21 protein-coding genes are annotated in these 23,845 nt (G+C 55.1%); 13 read left to right on the top strand and 8 right to left on the bottom strand.

The features are described from left to right. Nucleotides 1-30: 30 nt before the first annotated feature. The 5 genes from betI to B3Z49_RS13465 all read left to right on the top strand — a co-directional run bounded on the left by betI (nt 31) and on the right by B3Z49_RS13465 (nt 7,214). Nucleotides 31-639, top strand: coding sequence for a choline-binding transcriptional repressor BetI (betI, locus tag B3Z49_RS13485; RefSeq protein ID WP_296991751.1), 609 nt, complete (start codon nt 31-33; stop codon nt 637-639). A gap of 61 nt (nt 640-700) precedes the next feature. Beyond that, complete coding sequence (gene betB, locus B3Z49_RS13480) at nt 701-2,158, top strand: betaine-aldehyde dehydrogenase (protein WP_296991749.1); 1,458 nt, start codon at nt 701-703, stop codon at nt 2,156-2,158. A gap of 73 nt (nt 2,159-2,231) precedes the next feature. Further along, entirely contained in the window at nt 2,232-3,917 is a 1,686-nt protein-coding gene (gene betA / locus B3Z49_RS13475) for a choline dehydrogenase (protein ID WP_296991746.1), read from the top strand. 162 nt (nt 3,918-4,079) lie between these two features. Continuing rightward, the gene (locus B3Z49_RS13470) at nt 4,080-5,672 is read left to right on the top strand and encodes an L-serine ammonia-lyase, iron-sulfur-dependent, subunit alpha (RefSeq protein ID WP_296991743.1); all 1,593 of its coding nucleotides are present in this window, start codon (nt 4,080-4,082) and stop codon (nt 5,670-5,672) included. Nucleotides 5,673-5,897: 225 nt separating this feature from the next. Next, nucleotides 5,898-7,214 carry an NAD(P)/FAD-dependent oxidoreductase gene (locus tag B3Z49_RS13465; protein ID WP_296991740.1) on the top strand — a complete coding sequence of 439 codons (1,317 nt, stop codon included), beginning with the start codon at nt 5,898-5,900 and terminating at the stop codon, nt 7,212-7,214. Between the two features lie 38 nt (nt 7,215-7,252). On the opposite strand, the gene B3Z49_RS13460 is transcribed toward B3Z49_RS13465, so the two are convergent. The 4 genes from B3Z49_RS13460 to B3Z49_RS13445 all read right to left on the bottom strand — a co-directional run bounded on the left by B3Z49_RS13460 (nt 7,253) and on the right by B3Z49_RS13445 (nt 11,919). Beyond that, nucleotides 7,253-8,074, bottom strand: coding sequence for a cysteine hydrolase family protein (locus tag B3Z49_RS13460; RefSeq protein ID WP_296991738.1), 822 nt, complete (start codon nt 8,072-8,074; stop codon nt 7,253-7,255). A gap of 354 nt (nt 8,075-8,428) precedes the next feature. Beyond that, nucleotides 8,429-8,914 carry a group III truncated hemoglobin gene (locus B3Z49_RS13455; protein WP_296991735.1) on the bottom strand — a complete coding sequence of 162 codons (486 nt, stop codon included), beginning with the start codon at nt 8,912-8,914 and terminating at the stop codon, nt 8,429-8,431. Nucleotides 8,915-9,034: 120 nt separating this feature from the next. After that, nucleotides 9,035-10,384 carry an NAD(P)/FAD-dependent oxidoreductase gene (locus tag B3Z49_RS13450; RefSeq protein WP_296991733.1) on the bottom strand — a complete coding sequence of 450 codons (1,350 nt, stop codon included), beginning with the start codon at nt 10,382-10,384 and terminating at the stop codon, nt 9,035-9,037. A gap of 164 nt (nt 10,385-10,548) precedes the next feature. Then, a complete protein-coding gene (locus B3Z49_RS13445) occupies nt 10,549-11,919 on the bottom strand; it encodes an aspartate aminotransferase family protein (protein WP_296991730.1) in 1,371 nt (456 codons plus the stop codon). A gap of 372 nt (nt 11,920-12,291) precedes the next feature. On the opposite strand from B3Z49_RS13445, the gene B3Z49_RS13440 reads away from it, so the two are divergent. From B3Z49_RS13440 to B3Z49_RS13420, 5 genes are all read left to right on the top strand, one after another. Then, complete coding sequence (locus tag B3Z49_RS13440; protein ID WP_008891847.1) at nt 12,292-13,674, top strand: glutamine synthetase family protein; 1,383 nt, start codon at nt 12,292-12,294, stop codon at nt 13,672-13,674. A gap of 42 nt (nt 13,675-13,716) precedes the next feature. Continuing rightward, on the top strand, nt 13,717-14,265 hold the full coding sequence (locus B3Z49_RS13435; RefSeq protein ID WP_008891846.1) for a cupin domain-containing protein: 549 nt from the start codon (nt 13,717-13,719) through the stop codon (nt 14,263-14,265). 93 nt (nt 14,266-14,358) lie between these two features. Next, nucleotides 14,359-15,864: an aldehyde dehydrogenase gene (locus B3Z49_RS13430; protein ID WP_063086939.1), complete on the top strand. Its 1,506-nt coding sequence runs from the start codon at nt 14,359-14,361 to the stop codon at nt 15,862-15,864. Nucleotides 15,865-15,930: 66 nt separating this feature from the next. After that, nucleotides 15,931-16,902, top strand: coding sequence for an agmatinase (gene speB / locus B3Z49_RS13425; protein ID WP_296991723.1), 972 nt, complete (start codon nt 15,931-15,933; stop codon nt 16,900-16,902). A 385-nt stretch (nt 16,903-17,287) separates the two neighbouring features. Then, complete coding sequence (locus B3Z49_RS13420) at nt 17,288-17,881, top strand: tyrosine phosphatase family protein (RefSeq protein WP_296991722.1); 594 nt, start codon at nt 17,288-17,290, stop codon at nt 17,879-17,881. 42 nt (nt 17,882-17,923) lie between these two features. Here the strand turns inward: B3Z49_RS13420 and B3Z49_RS13415 are convergent, their stop codons facing one another. After that, nucleotides 17,924-18,292 carry a cupin domain-containing protein gene (locus B3Z49_RS13415; protein WP_008891842.1) on the bottom strand — a complete coding sequence of 123 codons (369 nt, stop codon included), beginning with the start codon at nt 18,290-18,292 and terminating at the stop codon, nt 17,924-17,926. Between the two features lie 261 nt (nt 18,293-18,553). On the opposite strand from B3Z49_RS13415, the gene B3Z49_RS13410 reads away from it, so the two are divergent. Together B3Z49_RS13410 and pgi are read left to right on the top strand one after the other, a co-directional pair. Next, entirely contained in the window at nt 18,554-19,513 is a 960-nt protein-coding gene (locus tag B3Z49_RS13410) for a PfkB family carbohydrate kinase (protein ID WP_296991720.1), read from the top strand. A 149-nt stretch (nt 19,514-19,662) separates the two neighbouring features. Beyond that, entirely contained in the window at nt 19,663-21,312 is a 1,650-nt protein-coding gene (gene pgi, locus B3Z49_RS13405; RefSeq protein WP_296991718.1) for a glucose-6-phosphate isomerase, read from the top strand. Nucleotides 21,313-21,318: 6 nt separating this feature from the next. On the opposite strand, the gene B3Z49_RS13400 is transcribed toward pgi, so the two are convergent. Genes B3Z49_RS13400 through B3Z49_RS13390 form a run of 3 tightly spaced genes read right to left on the bottom strand, consistent with a single transcriptional unit; the run spans nt 21,319 to nt 22,872 of the window. Further along, a complete protein-coding gene (locus B3Z49_RS13400) occupies nt 21,319-21,606 on the bottom strand; it encodes a DUF3253 domain-containing protein (protein ID WP_296991716.1) in 288 nt (95 codons plus the stop codon). Continuing rightward, a complete protein-coding gene (locus B3Z49_RS13395) occupies nt 21,603-21,797 on the bottom strand; it encodes a DUF2256 domain-containing protein (protein ID WP_296991714.1) in 195 nt (64 codons plus the stop codon). Before B3Z49_RS13395 ends, B3Z49_RS13400 begins: the two co-directional genes overlap by 4 nt. Nucleotides 21,798-21,825: 28 nt before the next feature. After that, complete coding sequence (locus B3Z49_RS13390) at nt 21,826-22,872, bottom strand: NAD(P)/FAD-dependent oxidoreductase (RefSeq protein ID WP_296991712.1); 1,047 nt, start codon at nt 22,870-22,872, stop codon at nt 21,826-21,828. A gap of 194 nt (nt 22,873-23,066) precedes the next feature. On the opposite strand from B3Z49_RS13390, the gene B3Z49_RS13385 reads away from it, so the two are divergent. Continuing rightward, nucleotides 23,067-23,845: choice-of-anchor I domain-containing protein (locus B3Z49_RS13385; protein WP_414716257.1), on the top strand; the 779-nt coding region annotated here is incomplete at its 3' end.

The following is a 23,845-nucleotide window of genomic DNA, read 5'->3' as shown; positions in this document are numbered from 1 at the left end:
CCTTCGCAACGCAGAGGATTGGATGAATTAATGCCCAAAGTTGGTATGCAGCCTGTACGCCGCAGGCAGTTGATCGACGCAACGATTGAAACCATTCACCAGCACGGATTCGCCGACACCACGATTGCGCGAATCTCTAAGGCTGCCGGTATGTCGTCCGGGATTATTTCGCACTATTTTGGCGGCAAGAACGCCCTGTTGCAGGAAACCATGCGCTCCCTGATGAAGGATTTGCGCGATGACTACATGGTGCGACTGGCAACGGCCAAAACGCCGATGGACCGTCTCGAAGCGATCATCAATACCAACTTCAACGAAGAACAGTTCACCCCGCAGGTGACGGTGGCCTGGCTGTCCTTCTGGGCGCAAGTACCGTTTTCCGATCAGTTGCGGCGTCTGAACAATATCTATTTTCAGCGCCTTGCATCCAATCTGCGGCACGAGTTGCGTCAATTGACCACCGAAGAATGCGCAGACGAAATCTCGTCTGCAATTGCCGCCATGGTTGACGGCATCTGGGTGCGAACCGGTCTGTCACGCGGACAGGCCGACATTGCCGGGGCGCGCAAGATGGTGCTGGGCACCTTGCGCCTGTATCTGGCGAATTCGCCGAGCCCAAAGAAGCACGTAAAGAAGTAATCGAACCAAAACACAAAGACCACGGCTGCCGGTTGTCCCGGTGGCCCGCAGGAGTTTTAAGATGAGCCTTTATCAAATCCAGAATTTCATCAATGGCAAGAAGACTCAGGGTTCGGGCGCAGAGATGGTTACCCTTAACCCTGCGACCAATACGGTTCTGGCCAAGGGCCACGAAAGCACCGCTGCTGATGTGGATGCCGCGGTCAAGGCCGCACGCGCCGGGTTCGAAATCTGGAAAAATACGCCGGCTGCCGAACGGGCACGTGTCCTTTTCAAGGCTGCCCAGATCCTGCGGGATCGCAATGATGAACTGGCGCTGGTTGAAACCCGTGATACCGGGCGTGCCATTCAGGAAACTGAAATTGTCGATGTGATTTCAGGTGTCGAATGCCTTGAATATTTCGCCGGTGTGGCTGGCAGCCTTGCGGGCGAACATATCGACCTTGCAGGTAACTTTGCCTATACCCGCCGCGAACCGGTTGGGGTTTGTGGTGCCATTGGTGCCTGGAACTATCCGATCCAGATCGCTTGCTGGAAGGCGGCCCCGGCATTGGCATGTGGCAACGCGGTTGTATACAAGCCGTCCGAAACCACGCCGCTTTCGGCCATCGCGGTTGCCGAGGCCCTTCAAGAAGCCGGTCTTCCCGATGGCGTTTACAACGTTGTGCAGGGCGCGCGCGAAAGCGGTGCTGCGCTGGTTGAACATCCGGGCGTTGACAAGATTTCCCTGACCGGATCGGCTGCGACCGGTGCCAAGGTGGCCTCTGTTGCCGCAGGTGGCATGAAGGCCGTCACCATGGAACTGGGTGGTAAGTCGCCGATGATCGTGTTCGAAGATGCCGATCTGGATAACGCTGTTTCCGGCGCACAGATGGCGAACTTCTATTCATCGGGTCAGATTTGCTCGAACGGGACGCGTGTGTTTGTCCATGAAAGCGTTGCCGATGCCTTCATCGAAAAGCTGATCGCACGTTCCAAGGATCTTGTTCTTGGCGATCCGGAAAAACCTGAAACCCAGGTCGGCCCGATTGTCACCAAGGCACAATACGAACAGGTCATGTCCTATATCGAAAAGGGCAAGGCAGAGGGGGCGAAATGCGTTCTTGGCGGCCATGCCGTCACTGAGGGCATGCCGGAAGGCGGACTTTTTGTCGCGCCGACCGTGTTTGCCGATTGCACCGATGACATGACCATCGTGCGTGAGGAAATCTTTGGCCCGGTAATGTCTGTCCTGACCTTTAGCAACGAAGACGAAGTGATCAAGCGCGCCAATGACACCGAATACGGTTTGGCCGCAGGCGTATTCACCAAGGATCTGTCGCGTGGCCATCGCGTGGTTGCACGGCTTGAGGCCGGCACATGCTGGATCAACACCTATAACATCACGCCGATCGAAATGCCGTTTGGCGGTGTCAAGAAATCGGGCGTTGGCCGCGAAAACGGCCGTGCGGCGATTGAATATTACACCCGCATCAAATCCGTTTATGTCGAAACCGGCGATGTTGAGGCCCCTTACTAAGGGGCTTTGACCAACCAACGTCGCCAACCACTCACCGGCTGCCCACACAGCACGACCAAACAAGGGATCAGAAATGACGACCCCAACGACCACTGAAAAATATGATTATGTGATTGTCGGTTCAGGTTCGGCAGGGGCTGTGCTTGCCAACCGACTGACCGAAGATGCCGAGGTTAAGGTTCTGGTGATTGAAGCCGGACCAAAGGATCACTGGTGGGACTGGCGTATCCATATGCCGACAGCACTTTCCTATCCGATGCAGTCGGAAACCTATAACTGGGCCTATTGGACAACGCCGCAGCCCAACCTGAACAACCGCCGCATGGAAACGCCGCGTGGCCGCGTTTATGGCGGTTCAAGTTCGGTCAACGGCATGGCTTATGTCCGTGGTCACGCGCTTGATTACAACCGCTGGGCCGAAGAAGACGCAAGCCTCAAGGAATGGGATTATGCGCGCTGCCTGCCATATTTCCGCAAGGCCGATACGCGCAACGAAGACACCGAAGGTGATGAATATCACGGCGGTGATGGTCCGCTGCATGTGACGACCGGTGCCTGTCAGAACGACCTGCACAAGGCCTGGATCAAGGCCGGTCAGCAGGCCGGTTATGAATTCACCCCGGATCAGAACGGCTATCGCCAGGAAGGTCTCGGGACCATGGATATGACGGTTTATAAGGGACGTCGCTGGTCAACCGCACGCGCCTATCTGCATCCGGCGATGAAGCGTCCGAAGCTGACCGTTTATCACAAGGCCTTTGCGCAAAATGTTGTTTTCGAAGGAAAACGTGCCATTGGTCTCGACTTTTTCCATGACGGCGAAAACAAGCGCGCCCTTGTTGATCGCGAAGTCATCATTTCGGCCGGTTCGATCAACTCGCCAAAGCTTTTGATGCTTTCGGGTGTTGGTCCGGCGGCGCATCTGCGCGAACATGGCATTGATGTTGTCCATGATCTGCCCGGTGTTGGTGAAAACCTTCAGGACCATCTTGAACTCTATGTTCAGATGGAATGCACCAAACCCATCAGCCTGAACAGCAAACTCGATTGGTGGAACAAGCTTAAGATCGGGGCGGAATGGTATCTGTTCAAAACCGGTCTTGGCGCCAGCAACCATTTCGAGGCGGGTGGTTTTATCCGTTCCAAGGCGGGCGTGCAGCACCCAGACATTCAGTATCACTTCCTGCCAGCCGCGATTAACTATAACGGTTCCAAGGCGGCCGAAGGTGATGGTTTCCAGGCCCATGTCGGTCCGATGCGTTCCAAGTCGCGTGGGACGGTCCGTCTGGCATCCGCCAATCCCAAGGATCGCCCGATCATTGATCCGAACTATATGAGCCACCCGGAAGACTGGGAAGAAATGCGGGCTTCTGTTCGTCTGACCCGTGAAATCTTTGCCCAGGAAGCCTTTGCTGATCTGCGCGGGGCGGAAATTGCGCCGGGCAAGGACATCCAGACCGATGAAGAGATCGACGCATTTGTTGCCGATCACGCCGAAAGTGCTTATCACCCGTCCTGTTCGTGCAAGATGGGCAGTGATGAGATGTCGGTGGTGGATGAGAAAACCCGCGTGCATGGCGTCGAAGGCCTTCGCGTGGTCGACAGCTCGATCATGCCGACCATCGCATCGGGCAACCTCAATGCCCCGACCATCATGATCGGTGAAAAGGCCGCCGACATCATTCGCGGTCGCACGCCGCTGGCACCATCGAATGCACCGTATTTCGTGCATCCGGAATGGGAAACCAAGCAGCGCTAAATTTGCGGACTTTAAATAGTCTGATGATTATCCCCGGTTCATCTTTTTGATGGATCGGGGATTTTTATTTCCGGTTATTGCAATCGGTTCGGCATCGGAGGATGATCATGGCATATTGTATGCAAATCCCGCGACATACAGCGCCAGACAAGAAGTGCCGCCATGCAAGAAATCAGCCTGCTTAATTCCGTTATCGGTCCCGTTATGCGCGGGCCATCCAGTTCGCACTGTGCGGCACCCTATATGATGGCCAAGCTGGTGCGCGAACTTTCCTGTGCCAACGGTGAAACGCTCAGGCGTGCCGTGATCCGCTTTGATCCGCGTGGGTCCTTTGCGCCATGTTACAAGGCGCAAAGCTCGGACGAAAACTTTGCCGCCGGGCTTGCCGGGGCCAAGCTGACCGATCCGGATTATCGTGAAATTCTTGGCCGGGTAGAGCAGGGCGAAGGTTTCCATTTCTCGATCGAAGTCACCGAGCTTGAAAACAACAACCACCCAAACCGTGTTGATCTTGAACTGAGTGTCACGACCCCGGATGGCGAGGAACGTTCAGACCTCTATACCGGCGCATCCGTCGGCGGGGGCATGTATTACATCGACGGTCGCAATGGTGAACGCCTGTTCATGACCGGCAAAACGGCAACCGTCTTTGTCTGGGGCGCCGAAGCGGTGGCACAGGCAGATGCCTTGGCCAACGAGCTGGCGGCAGGGGAAAACAGCCTGCTGGGTGTGTCGGTTGAACCCGATCACGAACGGGTTGAAATCGCGCTCCAGGCCTTGCCGAATGCCGATGTCCTGACAGCCATTCGAAATCGTGATGGCGTTGCGGATGTGCGCTTTGCCGATGCGTCACAATATCCGGTGTGCGCCACCGATGATCTGTTTTCCGAAAGTGCCGCCGTGATCGCGGTGGCGGATGATCAGGAAGGGGGCTCGATCGCGAATGCCGCCCTGGTGCTGGAGGCAAAACGCCTTGGGCTGTCCCGCGAAGCCACCCGCGTGCTGTTTCGTGAACGGTGCGAACTGATGCTGCGCGTCGTGGCAGAGGGTTTTGAGGCCAAGCCAGAAGACAACGTCATGCGGTTCCTGACACTTCGTGCCCGCACGGTCCGTGATGCCAACCTGCCCGCGGGGCTCGGTGGTCCGGTCTTGCAGGATGCCATGGCCGGCGCGTTGTCGGCGATGGAACGTGACAGCAACCGGGGTCTTGTTTGTGCCGCACCAACGGCAGGCAGTGCCGGCGTCGTGCCGGGAACGCTTTATGGACTGATCCGCCATGGAATTGATCTTGATGGTGCGACCGATGCCTTGCAAACCATGGCATTGATCGGGGCGGTGTTTGCCGCGCGTGGAACCTTTGCCGCCGAATGCGGTGGCTGTTCGGTGGAAACTGGCGCGTCGGCGGCGATGGCGGCCGCCGGTGTTACACAGGCCTATGGCGGAACACCAAAGCAATGCTTTGATGCGGCCAGCATGTGTCTGATGAATACGCTTGGCCTTGTCTGTGATCCGGTGGGCGGGGATGTTGAAATCCCGTGTCATGCCCGAAATGTTGCCGGGGTATCGCATGCCTTTTCATCGGCGATGGCGGCTCTGGCCGGGTTTGATGCGGTGCTGGCATATGATGAGCTGGTCGATCAGACGGTGAAGATTGGCAATATGATGCATCCTGATTTGCGGTGCACAGCGCGCGGTGGCTGTGCCGCCACCAAAACCGCCCTTCGCATGGTCGAAGCAGTTCGTCAAAAACCTTAAAACGCTGATTCTCAAGGGCCTGTTGCATACCAACAGCAAAAATCAGTGCCGCAGGTATCACGCTTTGTTGGCCGCTTTGCGCAATCGTTCTGCTTTGACTTGGCCGGTTTTGGCATAATCGGCGAAAAGCGGGTTTAAGGCCGGAAAAAGGGCAGTTTTTCCTTGATAGGTCGGCCGGATTGGGCAGGATAAGCCCACATCCATTTTCAAATATGAGGGTTCCTCATGTTCACCCCGAACTTGCTGACCGCCAATGACCGGGCAGGCCAATATCCTGATTCCTATTATGCCGCGACGGCGAATGCGACTGCGCCCTTCGCCAAGCTTGAAGGGGATCAGACCTGCGACATTGTCATCATTGGTGGCGGCTTTACCGGGCTGTCATCGGCATTGCATCTGGCAGAGCGCGGCTATGACGTCATCCTGCTTGAGGCGCACCGGGTCGGCTGGGGCGCGTCGGGGCGTAATGGCGGGCAGGTCGGGTCCGGCCAGCGGCGTGAACAGGATGAACTTGAACAGATGGTCGGGCGCGATGATGCGCATAAGCTTTGGGATATCGCCGAAGAGTCAAAGGACGTCGTCAAGGCCCTGATTGCCAAGCACAATATCCAGTGCGACTGGAAACCGGGCATTTTGCATGCCGATCACCGCGCACGCTTTGTCGAACATTCCCGTGCCTATGCCGAAAAGCTTCAGACCGAATACGGCTATGAGGATATCCGTTTTGTTGACCGCGATGAAATGCGCGCGATGCTGGGCACCGAATTTTATCATGGCGGGTCGCTTGATATGGGCGCGGGGCATTTGCATCCGCTGAACTTCGCCCTTGGTCTGGCCGATGCAGCACGCAACGCCGGCGCACGCATTTTCGAAGGCGCAGTTGTCACGTCATATGAAAATCAGGCGGGCAAGGTCACTTTGAAAACCAAGGATGGCGGCGTTGTTAGCGCTAACAAGCTTATTCTTGGATGCAACGGTTATCTTGATGCCTTGGATGATCGGGTTGCAAAACGTGTCATGCCGATCAACAATTTCGTCATTGCCACCGAGCCGCTTGGTGATGATCTGGCGCGTGAACTGATCCGTGATGATGTCGCGGTCGCGGACTCAAAGTTCGTGATCAATTACTACCGGCTGAGTGCGGATAAACGCATGCTGTTTGGTGGCGGGGAAACCTATGGCTATTATTTTCCGCGTGACATCAAGGCGTTTGTCTCGCCGCATATGCTCGAAGTCTATCCGCAGCTGAAAGACGTCAAGATTGATTATGGCTGGGGCGGGACGCTGGCGATCACGATGAACCGTATGCCGTTTTTTGAAAAGATCGAAGATAATATCTTTACCGCGTCGGGCTATTCCGGCCACGGGGTTGCGATGGCAACCCTTGCCGGGCAGATCATGGCCGACGCCGTTTCCGGCACCATGGAACGGTTTGACGTGATGGCCAACATCAAAACCCCGGTGTTCCCGGGCGGGAAGATGTTGCGCTTCCCGATGCTGGTGGCCGCGATGCTTTGGTACTCGATCCGCGACAAGCTTTGATCTGATGTGACGTGATATGCTTAGCGCTTTGCAAGGCGCTAAGCCATTTTGCGTCCTTCGTCTTTGTCTTTTTTGTTCTGGGCACTGGTGTCCTGTTCGCCGGTGTCGGGTGCCGTGGTATTTCGGTTGCCCGTATCGGGCGTACTGTCAGGGGTGCGGGCGCCAGACGGGTCTGCATCCGTTGAACCGGTCTTAACGACCTGTGTGTCTTGGTCCGTATTATCGGATGCGCCGCGTGCGGTCAGAAGTGCCTTGGTGCGTTCCCATTTTTTAGGGTTCAAAGCCAAAGTGGTCGCGTCGCTGAACGATACGTCATAGCCACGGTTAAGGGCGGCCTGCATGGTTGCCTTGACGCAAAAATCGCCGTCCAGACCCACGATAATCAGTTTGCCGACCTTCTGGCGATCAAGCACGCGATCAAGCTCTGGTTCGCTGAAGCCATCCGCGCGCGCCTTGACGATATCATGGTCGATATCGCCGTTGATCCGTTCATCAAGATCAAGGCCCTTGGATTTGGGGCTGCCACGACCTTCATTCAGGAGCTTTACGAGAAAGTTGATGTACCAACCGCGGAATGTCTGGCGGATCGAGATCACCGGCGTTCCATTGGCATTGGCGGCTTCAACGAGTTTGTTGATTGCAGTGATCAGTTTATCGACCATGTCGGCCGGATAGGCATGCTTGCCGTCCGAACTGGTGAAATCTTCCTGGACGTCAACGATCAGAAGGGCGCGATTGGGCCGCTCTGCGAGATTGATCTTTTTGCCCTTGCTGGGGGCGAGGTGATGGCGTTGGCCATAGATGGTGTAGGCGATGGCGCCCACCAGTAAAATGACAATAAGAGTGATCACCGACCACATGTCCAGGCTCTCCGTTTCGTCGTCTCAGGTCGCTTCGTAAATCTACTTTGCAATCGGACATAAAGACCATCGGTGAACCGGGCAGTTCAGGTGCTGTAACGCACTGAACCACACCCGACCGTTTTGGGGCGGGTGTTCCAGGCCAGATGTATCCAATTGTCAGAATGCCGGATGCCGCGTTGCGGCGCGTCCATTGGACGTCACGAACAGAGCTATTTTTTTCTACTCTTCCAGCATTCTTCATAACCACATGAAATCGCAATCATTTAAATTTGTCAACTTAGCCGACAAAAGCAAACCCCCGGTTTTGCAGGGTGCGTGGTTATGTGTGTTTGATTGCCTAACGTTTCAGGATCAGTTTGGTTCCCAACTTGATACCGGGTCATAGCGTTCGCCCTTGGACAGGATCATGCCATTATGGGCGGCAATACCGACTTCAAAGCTTGAAGCGATGCGAAGGGCCCGTTCCATGAAATGTCGGGCGGCGGGTTCTTCGCAATATTCCGACAGGGTCTGGGCAAAGAGTTGCAGCCAGCGGTCAAAATGATGGCGGGTGATTTTGAGCGGCAAGTGCTTTTGCATCGGGCGCCCGTCATAGTTGCCAGTCGCCAGCGCGACCGAGGACCAGAACATCACCATGCGATCAAGATGATGGTCCCAGTTATCGACCTTTTCATCAAACACCGGGCCCAGCAGGTCGTCATCGCGCACCTTGGCGTAAAAGCCATGCACGATGTTCTTGATCATGTCCGTATCAATGCCGGTATCTTCCTTGATACGCCGCGTGGCAATTTCGCGACGTTCCTTGATTTCGGCAAGGGTTGGCTGTTTTTCGGACATGGTAAGGGGCCTGTTTTGCGCATCAACTGGAACCGCTTTAAACGACGAAGCGATTTTCGGACATGACATATGTCACTTTGTGTCCGAACGCAAACAGATCACCTGTTATGGCATTATCGGTCAGGCAAACCGATCATGCAGGCCGTAATATCGATAGCCGATAGAACGCGCCACACGCCGCAATGACGCCATCGGGAATTTATCCATCGGTGTCGTCAAGACCGCACCCAGATCGTCCTCATCGCAGATGCCCAGCATCCGTTCTGCCAAAAGCTTGCCGCCCAGACTTGCCATCGCCACCCCGTTGCCATGCCAGGCAAGGGCGGTCCAGATATCATGATGCCCGGGAACCCGCCCGATATAAGGCCGCCAGCTTTGCGACAGGCAGGCAAGCCCGTTCCAGTGATGGGTAAAGGCAACATCCTGCCAAGCCGGGAACATGCGTTTGAAATTATCGAGCAGATCCTGTTTGCCAGCAGCAAAGGCCTTGGGCGTTGCGGTAATCCCGCCGCGTCCACCAAACAGAAAACGATTATCCGGAAGCTTGCGGAAATAATGCAGCAGGATGCGACTGTCAAAAGCCATCAGGTCACTGGTCCAGCCTTGATTTTCCAGCTCTTCCGGGCGGAGAGGACGGGTAATCAGAATACCCGAAAAGACCGGCATCAAGCGCCCGCCGATCCAGTCGGGCAGGTTTTCCGCACTATATCCGTTGGTGGCGATGACGATCTTGGCCGCCGTGATTTGCGTGTTGCCTGCATAAAGGCGATAGGTATCGCCATCTTCCTCAAACCGCTCGATCGTTGCCTGTTCGAATATCCGAACACCCGCGCGAACACATTGTTCATGCAAGCCCGAAAGATACTTCATCGGGTTGATGCCAAACCCGGCTTGAACATGCAAACCACCATACGTTTCCGCCGCACAAAGGCCGCGTTCCTTCAATGCATCGCGGCTTAGCAGTTCTGTCGGGATGGTTGTGAAATGGGACAGTTCCTGTGCTTCATGGGCCAGTTCGGCAACCCGGTTGGGTTTGTGCGCCAGAACCACTTCGCCGTCAGAATGGCGATCCGCATCAATGTCCCAGTCATTCAGACGTTGATCCACCAGATCAATGGCATCGCGTTGATGACGGGCGAACTGTTTGACCGCGTCTTCGCCAAAACTCTTCGCCAGTTGGCCAAATCCCTTGCCACTGCCACCCATGCAACAAAAGCCGCCATTGCGCCCCGATGCGCCCCAACCGGACCGACCGGCATCAAACACCGCAACATTGGCGCCGTTCTTTGCCAGTTCCAGTGCCGTCGACAGGCCGCAATAACCGCCACCGATAATGGCGATATCGGTTTTAAGATGACCTTCTTCGGGCAGGGTTTCACAGGCAGGAAGCGGTGATGCACTTTCGACCCAATAGCTGTCAGGCAGGGTATCGGTGCGGTAGGCGGCGGGTTGATAGATACGTTTTAGCATGGTGGGCTCTTTTGGGGCTTGGCTTGGCCTGGGTGAGGGGCGTTGGGATGTGCGTGCCTGTGGGGCAGGCTTTGTTGGGCGGTTTGTTATCTGTTTAATCAAAATACCCGGCAATGATAACTCATGCCGGGTATTTTGTGTAAGTTCCTGTAATCGAGCCCGGATTACATTTTGCCAAGTTTCTTCGCGGTCTCGTCAAAGGCGGCACGCGCCCGTTTGACCAGCTCGTCGATTTCTTCCTTGGTAATGCAAAGCGGCGGCGACAGAACCATGCGATCACCGCAGGCACGCATGATCACGCCATTGGCAACACAAGCATCGCGGCACATGGTGCCAACGGTGCCCGGCTTGTCGAACATCTTGCGGGTTTTCTTGTCATCAACCAGCGGCATACCGGCAATCAGACCAACGGTTTCAACCGCACCGACCAGCGGGTGGTCTTCAAGGGTTTTCAGTGCCTTGGCGAAATACGGGCCGATATCGTCCTTGACGCGTTCGACCATCTTTTCTTCGCGCAGGATGCGAATGTTTTCAAGTGCGACCGCCGCACATGCCGGATGACCGGAATAGGTAAAGCCGTGGGTGAATTCACCGCATTCATTAATCAGGACATCGGCAACCCGATCTCCAACCATGACAGCCGAGATCGGTAGATAACCCGAAGACATGCCCTTTGCCATCGGCATCAGGTCCGGCTTGATGTCAAAGGTGTCCGAGCCAAACCATTCGCCGGTCCGGCCAAAGCCGCAAATGACTTCGTCGGCGATCAGAAGGATGTCGTATTTTTTGCAGATACGCTGAATTTCCGGCCAGTAGGTTGACGGCGGAATGATCACGCCACCAGCACCCTGGATCGGTTCACCGATAAAGGCGCCGACGCGGTCTGCACCAAGTTCCTTGATCTTTTCTTCAAGCTTGCCGGCTGCAATCAGGCCGAATTCTTCGGGGGTGTGATCGCCGCCTTCGCCGTACCAGTATGGCTGATCGATATGAACGATATCGCGCACCAGTGCACCGCCCTGCGAATGCATGCCCGACATCCCGCCAAGCGATGCACCGGCAACGGTGGAGCCGTGATAGGCGTTCTTGCGGCTGATGATGGTGGTGCGTTCCGGTTTGCCCTTAAGGTTCCAGTACTGGTGCACCATGCGGACAACCGTGTCATTCGCTTCCGAGCCGGAATTGGCATAGAAAACGTGGTTCAGGCCTTCGGGCGTGATTTCGGCAAGAACTTTGGAAAGCTCGATCGCCGGGGTATTCGCGCACTGGAAGAAGTTGTTGTAATAGGGCAGTTCAAGCATCTGCTTGTAGGCGGCTTCGGCAAGTTCCTTGCGGCCATAACCGATATTGACACACCACAGGCCCGCCATGCCATCAAGATAGCGTTTGCCGTTGGAATCTTCGATAAAGACGCCTTCGGCACGTGTGATAACCCGGGTGCCACGATTGTTCAGGTCCGCCGTATCGGTGAATGGGTGAATGTGGTGAGCCTGATCAATATCCTGCCAATAGGCGGTTTTGTCGAAATTATTCATAACGTCTCCTGACAGCGGCGCTGCTCTGCTTTCGTGCGATATGTTGAACATCTGACCTTAGTGTTCGTTTTTTCGAACACCTTTGCAAGAGGATTTTTCGACAATCTTTTTGAGGAATTCAAGGTCAGTTTTTGTTACCTGGCGGTCGATGTGAGTGGTCTGTGCTGCTTAATCATTCTGTCATGCTAGAAAATTGTGCATTGCATGATTTGCACGATATATCGAACGAAGGGGCTTGACCGGGGCTATCCGGCGCGGCACGATGCGTTACAGTATAGGGTCTAAACTCATTCACTTGACCGATCCGGTCTCCCGGATGTGGGTGGATGCGTTTGGGCCTTAAGAATAGGCCTTTTCTGGGAGTATATGACGATGAACAAGTCGTTCGTCGAAGACAGTAGGGCGGAAGCCCAACGATTCTTTGAAGAAAATCCGGATGTCGAACTTGTTGAGTTGCTCATTCCCGACATTAACGGCGTGTTTCGCGGCAAGCGAATCAGCAAACAGAAATTCCTTAAAAGCTTTAGCGAAGGTGTAACGCTGCCGGGCTCGATGTGTCTGGTTGATATCACTGGTGACAACCCCGAAGGTACGGGCCTTCTTTGGTCGAGCGGTGACCAGGACAATCTGGCAAAACCGATCCCGGGGACCCTGTGCCGTGTGCCTTATGGTGAGCTGCCGCTCGCACAGGTGATGATGAGCCTGTATAACCTTGACGGCACCAAGTTTTTTGCTGATCCGCGCAACGTCTTGCAGGGCGTCGTTGATCGCATGGCGGCTGATGGTTTTTATCCGACTGTCGCACTTGAGCTTGAATTCTATCTTGCCGATCAGAACCAGGAAACTGCCGCACCGCTGCCGCCGCAGCCGCTTGGTGGTGGAATTGCGTCTGATGGCGTGCAGGTTTATGGCCTGCAACAGATCGAGGATTTTGAAAAAGTCCTGCATGATGCGGTTGCTGAACTGAACCGTCAGGGCATTCCGGCCGACACCATCGTTGCCGAAGCAGGCCCGGGGCAGTTTGAAATCAATCTTGGTCACGTGACCGATCCGATGATGGCGGCTGATCACGCCATGCAGCTCAAACGCGTGGTTAAGGGCATTGCCTGGGATCACGGCGTGACTGCGACCTTCATGGCAAAACCCTATTCCGATCAGGCGGGCAATGGCCTGCATGTTCATGTGTCGCTGCGCGACAAGGATGACAATAACGTTCTCTCACCAGTGGGTGACGAGGAAGTGTCGGACAATCTGCGCTTTGCGATTGGTGGCCTGCAGGAAAGCATGTTTGAAAGCATGGCGATCTTTGCACCCAACCCGAACTCTTTCCGCCGGTTCCAGAACAAGGCCTATGCGCCGATGTCGCCGAACTGGGGTTTGAATAACCGTACCGTCGCCCTTCGTATTCCGGCTGGCAGCCCGAAGGCCGCCCGTGTCGAACACCGCGTTTCGGGGGCCGATGCCAACCCGTATCTGGTTCTGGCGTGTGTTTTGGCGGGCATGCATCACGGCATGAAGAACAAGCTTGATCCGGGTGAGCCGACCGTTGGCAACGGCTATGAACAGCATGGCGGGCGCATTGTTCCGCGCAGCATGATTTCAGCCCTCGATCGCTTTGTCGAAGGCGATATCGTCAAGGAATACCTTGGCGAACGTTTTGTCGAGGTGTTCGATATCTGCCGTCGTGCCGAATATGACGAGTTCTTCGCCGAGGTCACCCAGCTTGAATATCGCTGGTATCTCGACGCGGTCTAACCAGACAAAACAACAATAAAGTTTGACAGGGAAAAGACGGGAATGTCGCAAAAGGTAGGGGATCGTCTGAAGGCGGTGCGCAGCATGTACGGGCTGTCGCAGCGTGAACTGGCACGCCGGGCTGGTGTGACCAACAGCACGATCTCGACGATTGAACAGAACCGGGTCAGCCCGTCTGTTGATAGCCTGGCCAAGGTTCTGGCTGGCATTCCCATGAGCCTGATTGATTTCTTCACCATTGATCTTGATACCGGTGAAGAAATCTTTTTCAGGAAAGAAGACCTTGTTGAACTGTCTGATGGGACGATGTCGATGCGTCTTGTCGGGGCATCGCGCAAGGATCGTAACCTGCGCGTGCTGCATGAAACATACCCTGCGGGCGGGGATACCGGTAACAACCTGATTGTCCAGAAGGGCGAGGAAGCCGGTGTTGTCGTCCGTGGCAAGCTTGAAGTCACGGTAGGCGAACGGGTCAAGGTGCTTGGCCCCGGTGATGCCTATTACTTCAATGCAGAAATTCCACATCGTTTTCGAAATGTGGGTGACGGGGAATGTGAAGTCGTCAGTGCGGCGACGCCACCGTCATATTGATGACAGATCGTGCTGCCAGGGTGCACATCAAGGTGCCAAGTGCCACGATCAACTTTGAAAAATCCAAACGCGCCATCCGTCAGGAGACTTGCGATGACCAATCCGATGAATTTTGAACAGCTGACCGCGCAGGCCGCCGCCCTTGATATTCGTAACAAGGCGTTCATCAACGGTGCCTATGTCGATGCGGCATCCGGCAAGACATTTGATTGCATCAGCCCGCGTGACGGGTCGGTGCTGACCAAGGTTGCCGAATGCGACGTCGAAGACGTCAATCGTGCGGTGGCATCGGCGCGTGCGGTGTTTGAAAAAGGCAGCTGGTCCGAAGCCGCCCCTGCGAAACGCAAGGCGATCATGCTGCATTTCGCCGATCTGCTTGAAAAGAACGCCGCCGAACTGGCACTTCTTGAAAGTCTTGATATGGGCAAGCCGATCACGCTTGCTGCGCGCGATGACATTCCGCTGTCCTATAAATGCATCCGCTGGTACGCCGAGGCGATTGACAAGATTTATGACGAAATCTCTCCGTCGGGCACCAATGAAATCGGCATGATCACCCGTGAACCGCTGGGTGTGGTTGCCGCGGTTGTGCCGTGGAACTTCCCGCTGATGATGGCGGTCTGGAAGCTTGGCCCGGCCTTGGCGATGGGGAACTCGATCATCCTGAAACCAGCTGAGCAATCGCCGCTGACCGCACTCCGTGTTGCCGAAATTGCGGTTGAGGCCGGTATTCCCGAAGGCGTTCTGAACGTTGTGCCGGGCTTTGGCCCGACGGCGGGCAAAGCCCTTGGTCTGCATGAAGATGTTGATTGCGTGACCTTTACTGGGTCGGGCGAAGTCGGCAAGCTGTTCTTGCAGTATTCCGGTCAGTCGAACATGAAGCGTGTCTGGCTGGAATGCGGTGGCAAAAGCCCGAACATCGTTCTGGCCGATTGCCCGGACATGGATGCGGCTGCCGCGGCGGCAGCGGGCGGTATCTTCTATAATCAGGGCGAGGTCTGCACAGCTGGTTCGCGTCTGATTGTCGAAGAAAGCATCAAGGACGAGTTCATCGAGAAAGTGGTCGCCGCGGGTGCGAAAATGCAGCCGGGTGATCCGCTTGATCCGAAAAGCCAGATGGGCGCGATTGTCGATGAAAGCCAGATGAACCGTGTTCTGGGCTATATCGAAAAAGGCTCCAGCGAGGGCGGGGTTCTTCGCACCGGTGGCAAGCGGGTTCGCACCGAATCTGGTGGGTATTATGTCGAGCCGACCGTGTTTGACGGTATTAAGAACGACATGACGATTGCCAAGGAAGAAATCTTTGGCCCGGTTCTGTCGGTTATTTCGGTCAAGGACTGGAAAGAGGCTGTTCAGACCGCAAATGATACGCCATATGGTCTGGCAGCAGCAGTCTGGACGCGCGACATCAACAAGGCACACATGACCGCAAAGAAACTGCGTTCGGGTCTTGTATGGGTCAATTGCTGGGACGGTGGATCAATCACCATGCCGTTTGGTGGTTACAAACAGTCCGGTACCGGTCGCGACCGTTCGCTGCATGCGCTGGACAAATATTGTGAAATCAAGTCGACCTGGATTGCACTGGGCGACGCGTAAGAGCTCCGTCGACCGCTGGCAGGCAGATGGTCCGGGTTTGATACGGGAAGTAAGAAGGGTTTAAAAATGAGCAGCACCGGGGTCATTGACACCAAGGGCGGTGATAACGCCTTTACGGCAAAATCTGTGCATCAGAACACCAGCGAGCCGATGTATTCCGGTGCGCTGTCCTTCATGCGCCGCCGATATTCGCGCGACCTCAATGGGATTGATGTTGCTGTGACCGGTATTCCTTATGATCTTGCAACATCAAGCCGACCGGGTACGCGTCTGGGCCCGCAGGGTGTGCGTCGTGCATCGACCAACCTTGCCTGGGCACCGCATTTCCCGTCCGGCCGTGATATCTTTGCCGAGATGGCGGTGATTGATTATGGCGACATGGTCATTGATCCGGGGCATCCGGAAAAGCTTCCGGAAATGATCGAAGATCACGCACGTGACATCGTGCAGTCCGGTGCCAAGATGCTGACAATCGGTGGTGATCACTTCATCACCTATCCGATCCTGAAGGCACATGCCGAAAAGTACGGTGATGGCATTTCACTGATCCAGTTCGATGCCCACTCCGATACCTGGGAAGATGACGGCGACCGCATTGATCACGGCACCATGTTCTGGCATGCGGCCAAAAAAGGCATCGTCAATCCGTCAAAATCCATTCAGGTCGGCATTCGCACCCATAATGAATCGACCCATGGGTTTAATATCCTTTATGGCCCGGATGTTCAGTCGATGTCGATTGACGCCATTGTCGAAAAGATCAAGGCCACGGTTGGCGACAACCCGGCCTATATCACCTTTGACATTGATGGGCTTGATCCGTGCTATGCACCGGGGACGGGTACGCCGGTTCTGGGCGGTTTGACGAGCCATCAGGCGGTATCGATCCTGCGCGGTCTGGCAGGGCATGTGAACCTGATTGGCAGTGACGTGGTCGAAGTTTCTCCGCCGTATGATGTTTCGGACATCACAGCGCTCGCCGGTGCGACCATGGCGTGGGAAATGCTGAACATTCATGCGGTTAACCGCGCAAAGTAATCTGACGTTTCAGATCAAAATTTTTGAGGGCCGGTATTATTTCATGATACCGGCCCTTGTTTTTTCATTTTCCTGTGCTCGGATAGGGTCCAAACTCGTTCACATAACCGGCTTGGCAACTGATATGAGAGAAAAAACAAGGAAAAGCCCGCTGAGCGGGGTGGTCCCCGGTCAAGGGTTTTGACGCAGGAGCTTTCTCTCATATCAGTTGTCCTTCGGATCCCCCGGATTTGCACGGGCTATTTTGTCGCAAAATCTTGAAAGATTTAGATCTTCCTGTGACTTTGCTCCGCATATCCGCACAAATCCGGGAGACCAGGACGATTATGTGAACGAGTTTGGACCCTGGCACCCAGAAAAACAAAAGAAGACAAGAGATACGGAAATGAAACCAATTGCTATTTCGCGCCTGACCATTTGCGGCATTGACGAATTGCCGACCCATCGCAGTCATGGTGTGACCCATGTCCTTTCGGTCCTTGATCCTGAACGTGAAGACCCGACCATATTCGCCAACTTTGACCCGCATGAACGCACTATTTTGCGTTTCCATGACGTGATCGAAGACAAGGAAGGCCGTCCGGCCCCGACCAAGGCTGATATCGAAGCCATCCTGGCTTACGGCGAAACCCTGATCGGAAGCCGTGCGGATCGCCGCGATGGCCATTTGCTGGTGCATTGTCACATGGGCGTGTCGCGTTCGACCGCCGCCATGATCACGCTGATGGCACAGTGCGAGCCGGACCGCGATGAAGACAGCATCTTTACCACCATCCGCGAAATGCGCCCGATTGCCTGGCCGAACTCGGTCATGATCGCCTTTGCCGATGAACTTCTTGGCCGCGAAGGACGCCTGACCGCAGCCCTTCATCGCCACTACGCCATTCAGCTTGAGCGTGATGCGATGTTTGAACGCTGGATGACCGAACTTGAACGTCAACGCGAAGTCGGCTTTGGCAAAGGCCTGCAGAGGACGTAATTCGCCCGCCACAGGCACTTTGTCGCAGTAATTTCTTGGAGGTTACAGTTGCTGCGACAGGGTCTTGGTCTTTTCCGTAACAACATTGCCGGTGTGTTTGGTCGATTTGCTTTCAATCAGCAGGACCCAGCACTCCTCCTTGGCAATCGGGTTATGCATGACCCCTTTGGGGATGGTCAGAAATTCGCCTTCGCTCAGTTCGACCTTGTGGTCTTCGAACTCGATGATCAGGCTTCCCTTGACGATATGGAACAGCTCGTCTTCTTCGTCATGGGCATGCCAGACCAGTTCGCCTTTCACTTTTGCAATTTTGAGATATTGGTCATTCACTTCACCAATAATCTTTGGCGACCAATAGTCGGTAATTTGATCAAAACTTTGCATCAGATTGCGTGCGACGAGTGTGCTCATGAAAATGCCCTGTTGTCTGCTAGTGTGGTTTGGTTTTGATTTCGCGACTTTATATCCGGGGCGATTTTCGCACTGAAGTCCTAATCTTTTTGGGCCAAGCCTTTTGCGCAAGAATGTGAAAAGCCGATATGCTGGCGAATGCGACGCCGCGTTCGATTAGCATTTGTCTGACGCGTTGAATCGATTTAAAAGGCGGTGGGTCCCACAGACCACATACTATTGATCCGCCGAATTTGCGGACAATTCGAACGGAGAAACGTCATGACAGCCAAAGCTGTTTGTCTTGGGGAACTGCTGATTGATTTTGTTCCGACCGTGACCGGAACCGGCCTTGCCGATGCGCCGGCCTTTGCAAAGGCGGCTGGGGGCGCACCGGGCAATGCGGCTGTGGGTTTGCAGCGTCTGGGTATTGAAACCGGTTTTATCGGTAAACTCGGCGATGATGCCTTTGGCCATTTTCTGGTCGATACCCTTAAGGCCGACAATGTCGATACATCGGGCATTGTGCTCACCAAGGAAGCGTTGACCGGGCTTGCATTCGTATCGCTGCGTGCCGATGGGGAACGCGAATTTTCATTCTATCGCAGCCCGTCAGCCGACATGTTGCTCAGCATTGCTGATCTTGATCAGGACATGCTGAAATCAACCGATCTGTTCCACTATGGAACGCTTTGCATGATCGACGACGACCCGCGTGCTGCAACGCTTGAAGCGATCAAGATCGCGCGTGAAAACGGGGCGATCATTTCGTGCGATCCGAACCTGCGCCTGCCGCTGTGGCCGAGTGTGGAAAAGGCACGTGAAATCCTGCGCCTTGCGATCAGTCAGGCCGATGTCGTCAAAATGTCGGACGAGGAAATCACCTTTGTTTCTGGCAAGGATGACCTTGAAGAAGGCATCAAGGATCTGTGGTGTGATCAATGGCGCGCGATGATTGTGACCTACGGTCCCAAGGGATCGCGTTATATCACGCCGGCCTTTGATGGTTTTGTGCCGTCCTTTGAAATCACCGCGGTTGATGCGACCGGGGCAGGGGATGGCTGCACGGCAGGCTTCCTGTCGCGCCTTTTGAAGGATCCGGAACTTCTGGGGTCCGAAGAAAAGCTTGCAGCCGCGTGCCGCTTTGCCAATGCGGTCGGTGCGATCACGGCAACCAAACGTGGTGCCATCAACGCATTGCCGGCGGAAAAAGAAGTCGAAGACTTTCTTTCGAACCGATAAGATCACAGGCGTAAATGAAAAATCACGCGGCGGCCATAATCTTGCCGCCGCGTGCTGCAAACTGTCCCACACATGGTTTGAAACGCGTGTTAGCCTGTTGGCAATAGCACCGCATTGTTATGAATAAATTTGAATGGGCCGAGGGTGGTATGTCTGCTGATAAAATGACCGCAAGCTGGGATAAACTCGATCAACTGGGCGCGGAAGTTTCCGAAAAGCTCAACCTGCGTCAGGCCTTTGCCAACGATCCCGCGCGCTTTGAACGATACAGTGCGGCCCTCAATGACCTGTTTGTCGATTACTCCAAAAACCTGATCACCGATGATGTGATGGCGGCCCTGGTTGAGCTTGCCAAGGCGGCCAACGTCGAAGGCTGGCGCGACCGGATGTTTGCTGGTGATCGGATCAATGTCACCGAAAACCGCGCGGTCTTGCATACAGCACTTCGCAATCTTGATGGTGGCCCGGTCGAGCTTGACGGCGAAGACGTGATGCCGGCGGTCAAGGAAGTGCTTGCCCGTCTGAAAGACTTTGCGGGACGCTTGCATTCCGGCGAATGGAAAGGCCATACCGGCAAGAAAATCACCGATGTGGTTAATATCGGTATTGGGGGCTCCGACCTTGGCCCGGTCATGGTCAACGAAGCGCTCCGTCCATATCACATCGATGGCATTCGCTGCCATTTCGTGTCGAACGTTGATGGCGCGCATATTGTCGATACGCTGAAATTCCTTGATGCGGAAACCACGCTTTTCATCATTGCGTCCAAGACCTTCACCACCGACGAGACGTTGACCAACGCCTATTCGGCGCGTGATTGGCTTGTTGGCATGCTGAAAGACGAAGCCGCCGTTGCCAAACATTTCGTTGCCGTCTCAACCGCCCTTGATAAAGTCGCGGCATTTGGCATTGATACCGACAATGCATTCGGTTTCTGGGATTGGGTTGGCGGGCGCTATAGCCTGTGGTCGGCAATCGGTCTGCCGATCATTCTGGCCGTCGGGTATGACAAGTTCGAAGAATTGCTGCGCGGTGCGCAGTCAATGGACAACCATTTCAAAACAGCCCCGATTGAAACCAACATTCCAATGATCCTCGGCCTGATCGGGGTGTGGTATCGCAATGTGCTGGGCGCTTCCAGTCAGGCTATCCTGCCCTATGATCAGCACCTGTCACGCCTGCCGGCCTATCTGCAGCAGGCCGATATGGAAAGTAATGGCAAATCAGTCACCCGTGACGGCAAACCGATTGCCTATGAAACCGGCCCGATCATCTGGGGTGAGCCGGGGACAAACGGCCAGCACGCCTTCTATCAGCTGATCCATCAGGGCACGGAACTGATCCCGGTTGATTTCATTATGGCTGCCAATGCGCTGCATCCGTTGGCCAATCATCATGACAAGCTGGTGTCGAACTGCCTTGCACAGGCCGAGGCGTTGATGCGCGGCAAGACCGAGGACGAAGTCCGTGAAGAGCTTTCTGGCAGTGACCTGTCACCGGCCGAGATTGATGTGCTGGCACCGCAAAAGGTGTTTGATGGCAACAAGCCCAGCACCATGATCCTTTACAAGCAACTTGATCCCTTCACCCTTGGTCGGTTGGTTGCGATGTATGAACACAAAATCTTTGTTCAGGGCATCATCTGGAACGTCAATTCCTATGACCAGTGGGGCGTTGAACTTGGCAAACAGCTTGCCAAGGAACTGCTTCCGATGGTCGAGGGCAAGGAAGATGCTAGTGCACGGGATGCATCGACTGCCGGTCTGATCAAACGGCTGCATGCCCTGCGTGGCGCATAAGCTGGCTTAATCGTCCTGATCATCAAGGACGATGCGCAATCGATAATGACCCGAAGGGCGGTTTTGGCCATGGCTGATGCCGCCCTTTTCAAATGTCAGTTTGCGTTCGGCACATAGTTGCTCTGCGACCTGATGCACGCGCGGCATCAATTCCCGCCAATAGGAGCCAAAGGTTTTGGCAACCTCGGACGGGCAGATCGTTTTGTCCGGCCCGCGCTCTGTTGCCAGATCAATCACGCGCTGGCGCAAGATGGCATAGGTTGGTTGATCTTCGTCTTTTCGGTCAAACATCATGATAACTGGTCCTGCATGTTCGTTTTTGCAGGTTGCTTTCGCTGGCGTCGGCACCGGTCAGAGCAATATTGAACTTCGTCCCAGCAATCCTTCCACTTGCGCCGCCAGCTAAAGGGCCGCGCGCATGTCACGCAGGTTTTCTGCGGCAGATCTGACTTGCTGTGACGATGTCCATTGGCATTTTTCGGCATGACACTGCGTTCGGATCACGTTTACCGATTATCCGATCAGGGCTTCGACCATGGCATGGGCGGCCGATCTGCCACTGCGCCAGGCGGCCTCGACCCGTGCGCCAAGGCACCAGTCGCCTGCGGCAATCACCCGACCATTCATGCCATTAAGGTGACTTTTGCCAAGCGGCAATTCAGTCCGCGCATAGCGCCAGCGATGGGCCTGCACCGAATGAAGTTCCGGCAATTTCACACCGCTGACATCACGAAGGGCGGCCAGCAGCTTTTCAATTACGCGGTCCTTGTCTTCTTCAAGGTGCTGACGTGACCATTCTGGGCTGGCGTGCAATACCCATGGATCGGGTGTGCGGCGGTGGAACATGTCATCGTTCTGGCTGCTGCGTGCGGCCCAGCTGATTTCGGGGCTCGGATACAGCATTGCGTCAAATCCGGTTGGAAGCGGGCTTTCAAAGGCCGCCATCACCGCCCAGCACGGCGCCATGACAACCTCGTCAATCGGGGCATAGCGCGGCGCAAGCGGGCGCAAAAGATCGGCGGTCTGCGGGGCAGGTGCGGTGACGATCACGCCGTCAAACGGCCCGTAAGTCCCGTCCAGATCATCATGAAGCATAAAACTGCGCGGTCCGCTCGGCTCGATGGCGACAATGCGGTGCTGTTTCTGGATCGGGAAGGTGTCGACCAGTGGGCGGATCAGTTTGTTCATCTGTGGTGCACCCTGATACCAGGGCTCTTCGGCAAGGTTACCGACATGGCGCGCGATCGGTGAAAGTGCCGCGCCCGATTGCGCCGGGGCGGACGTTCCGCGATGCAGGTTGGGTGACCAGTTCTGGGCCGCGTTAAATTCGGTTGCTTCTTGCAAAAACGCATTAAATCCGGGATCGCGCGCCGTCACATATTGCGCACCATGATTGAAATGACCAAAGTCGGTGCGCCGTGACGCCAGACGCCCGCCAAGACCGCGGCTTTTTTCAAACACCGTTACATTCATGCCGATGCGGTGCAGCGTGCTGGCTGCCTTAAGGCCCGCCATTCCGGCACCAATGATCGCAATATTCACGTTTGACATCCGTGGCATGTGTGGCTCCTGTCTGGGTCGCGGGGCAAGTCCCGACGGATTGTTTCGAGTTATAGTTTCGATACGAAACCAGACCGGAATTGGAGCAGTCCCACCGATAAGAAATTTATGAAACTGTCACGACCGGGTCATGAAACCGTTACAACAAACACGCAGTCTGCCAGCTTTGATTACAGTTATTCCAAGGGGAAAACATGCGTTCTTCATTGATGGCGACAGCCGCTGTTTCGTTGCTTCTGACAGCCTGTGCAGGCACGGCACCCAACCACACCAAGATGGCGGGGGAAGTCATGAATGCGGGTGCGCATCCGATCACGATTGTGCCGATGGGCGAATATCGTACCGGGATGCTCGATGAAAGTGCGGCGGAAATTCCGGCCTTTGATCCGGTGTCAAAGCGCATCTTTGTCGTCAATGGCGCGGACAAAGTGGTCGATATTCTTGATATGTCCGATCCGTCCGAACTGACCAAGATTGCTGCGATTGATCTTTCCACCTGGGGCAAGGGTGCCAACAGTGTTGCCATCAAAAATGGCGTTGTCGCCGTAGCCGTGGAGAACAGCGATAAGCAGGCACCGGGTCAGGCCGTTTTCTTTGATAGCGATGGCGGGTTCATTTCAGCGGTCACCGTTGGCGCACTGCCCGACATGATCAAGTTCTCCCCGGATGGGAAATATGTTCTGGTCGCGAATGAGGGTGAGCCGAATGACGCATTCACCAATGATCCGGAAGGTAGTGTTTCGATCATTTCCATGGCCGGCGGTGCAGAAACCTTGTCCGATGATGACGTCCGCACGGTTGATTTCAAGTTCCTGAATGATGGCAAGCTGCCCTATGGCATGCGGACCTCCAATCCGGGTGCTTCAAGCGTGGCACAGGATGTGGAGCCGGAATATATCGCCGTTTCCAAGGACAGCAAAACCGCCTATGTGTCGCTGCAGGAAAACAACGCGGTTGCGATTATCGATATCGA

Source organism: Thalassospira sp. UBA1131 (genome assembly GCF_002311515.1).
Taxonomy (GTDB): domain Bacteria; phylum Pseudomonadota; class Alphaproteobacteria; order Rhodospirillales; family Thalassospiraceae; genus Thalassospira.
The sequence above is the reverse complement of the archived record's forward strand: the minus strand, read 5'-3'. Positions and strand labels throughout refer to the sequence as shown.

Coding starts and splice junctions, on each gene's coding strand:
- B3Z49_RS13445 (WP_296991730.1), bottom strand. CDS start 11,919: ATGAATAATTTCGACAAAACCGCCTATTGGCAGGATATTGATCAGGCT.
- B3Z49_RS13430 (WP_063086939.1), top strand. CDS start 14,359: ATGACCAATCCGATGAATTTTGAACAGCTGACCGCGCAGGCCGCCGCC.
- B3Z49_RS13435 (WP_008891846.1), top strand. CDS start 13,717: ATGTCGCAAAAGGTAGGGGATCGTCTGAAGGCGGTGCGCAGCATGTAC.
- B3Z49_RS13395 (WP_296991714.1), bottom strand. CDS start 21,797: ATGCCGAAAAATGCCAATGGACATCGTCACAGCAAGTCAGATCTGCCG.
- pgi (WP_296991718.1), top strand. CDS start 19,663: ATGTCTGCTGATAAAATGACCGCAAGCTGGGATAAACTCGATCAACTG.
- B3Z49_RS13455 (WP_296991735.1), bottom strand. CDS start 8,914: ATGTCCGAAAAACAGCCAACCCTTGCCGAAATCAAGGAACGTCGCGAA.
- B3Z49_RS13450 (WP_296991733.1), bottom strand. CDS start 10,384: ATGCTAAAACGTATCTATCAACCCGCCGCCTACCGCACCGATACCCTG.
- B3Z49_RS13415 (WP_008891842.1), bottom strand. CDS start 18,292: ATGAGCACACTCGTCGCACGCAATCTGATGCAAAGTTTTGATCAAATT.
- betB (WP_296991749.1), top strand. CDS start 701: ATGAGCCTTTATCAAATCCAGAATTTCATCAATGGCAAGAAGACTCAG.
- speB (WP_296991723.1), top strand. CDS start 15,931: ATGAGCAGCACCGGGGTCATTGACACCAAGGGCGGTGATAACGCCTTT.
- B3Z49_RS13420 (WP_296991722.1), top strand. CDS start 17,288: ATGAAACCAATTGCTATTTCGCGCCTGACCATTTGCGGCATTGACGAA.
- B3Z49_RS13400 (WP_296991716.1), bottom strand. CDS start 21,606: ATGATGTTTGACCGAAAAGACGAAGATCAACCAACCTATGCCATCTTG.
- B3Z49_RS13440 (WP_008891847.1), top strand. CDS start 12,292: ATGAACAAGTCGTTCGTCGAAGACAGTAGGGCGGAAGCCCAACGATTC.
- betI (WP_296991751.1), top strand. CDS start 31: ATGCCCAAAGTTGGTATGCAGCCTGTACGCCGCAGGCAGTTGATCGAC.
- B3Z49_RS13390 (WP_296991712.1), bottom strand. CDS start 22,872: ATGCCACGGATGTCAAACGTGAATATTGCGATCATTGGTGCCGGAATG.
- B3Z49_RS13460 (WP_296991738.1), bottom strand. CDS start 8,074: ATGTGGTCGGTGATCACTCTTATTGTCATTTTACTGGTGGGCGCCATC.
- B3Z49_RS13470 (WP_296991743.1), top strand. CDS start 4,080: ATGCAAGAAATCAGCCTGCTTAATTCCGTTATCGGTCCCGTTATGCGC.
- B3Z49_RS13410 (WP_296991720.1), top strand. CDS start 18,554: ATGACAGCCAAAGCTGTTTGTCTTGGGGAACTGCTGATTGATTTTGTT.
- B3Z49_RS13465 (WP_296991740.1), top strand. CDS start 5,898: ATGTTCACCCCGAACTTGCTGACCGCCAATGACCGGGCAGGCCAATAT.
- betA (WP_296991746.1), top strand. CDS start 2,232: ATGACGACCCCAACGACCACTGAAAAATATGATTATGTGATTGTCGGT.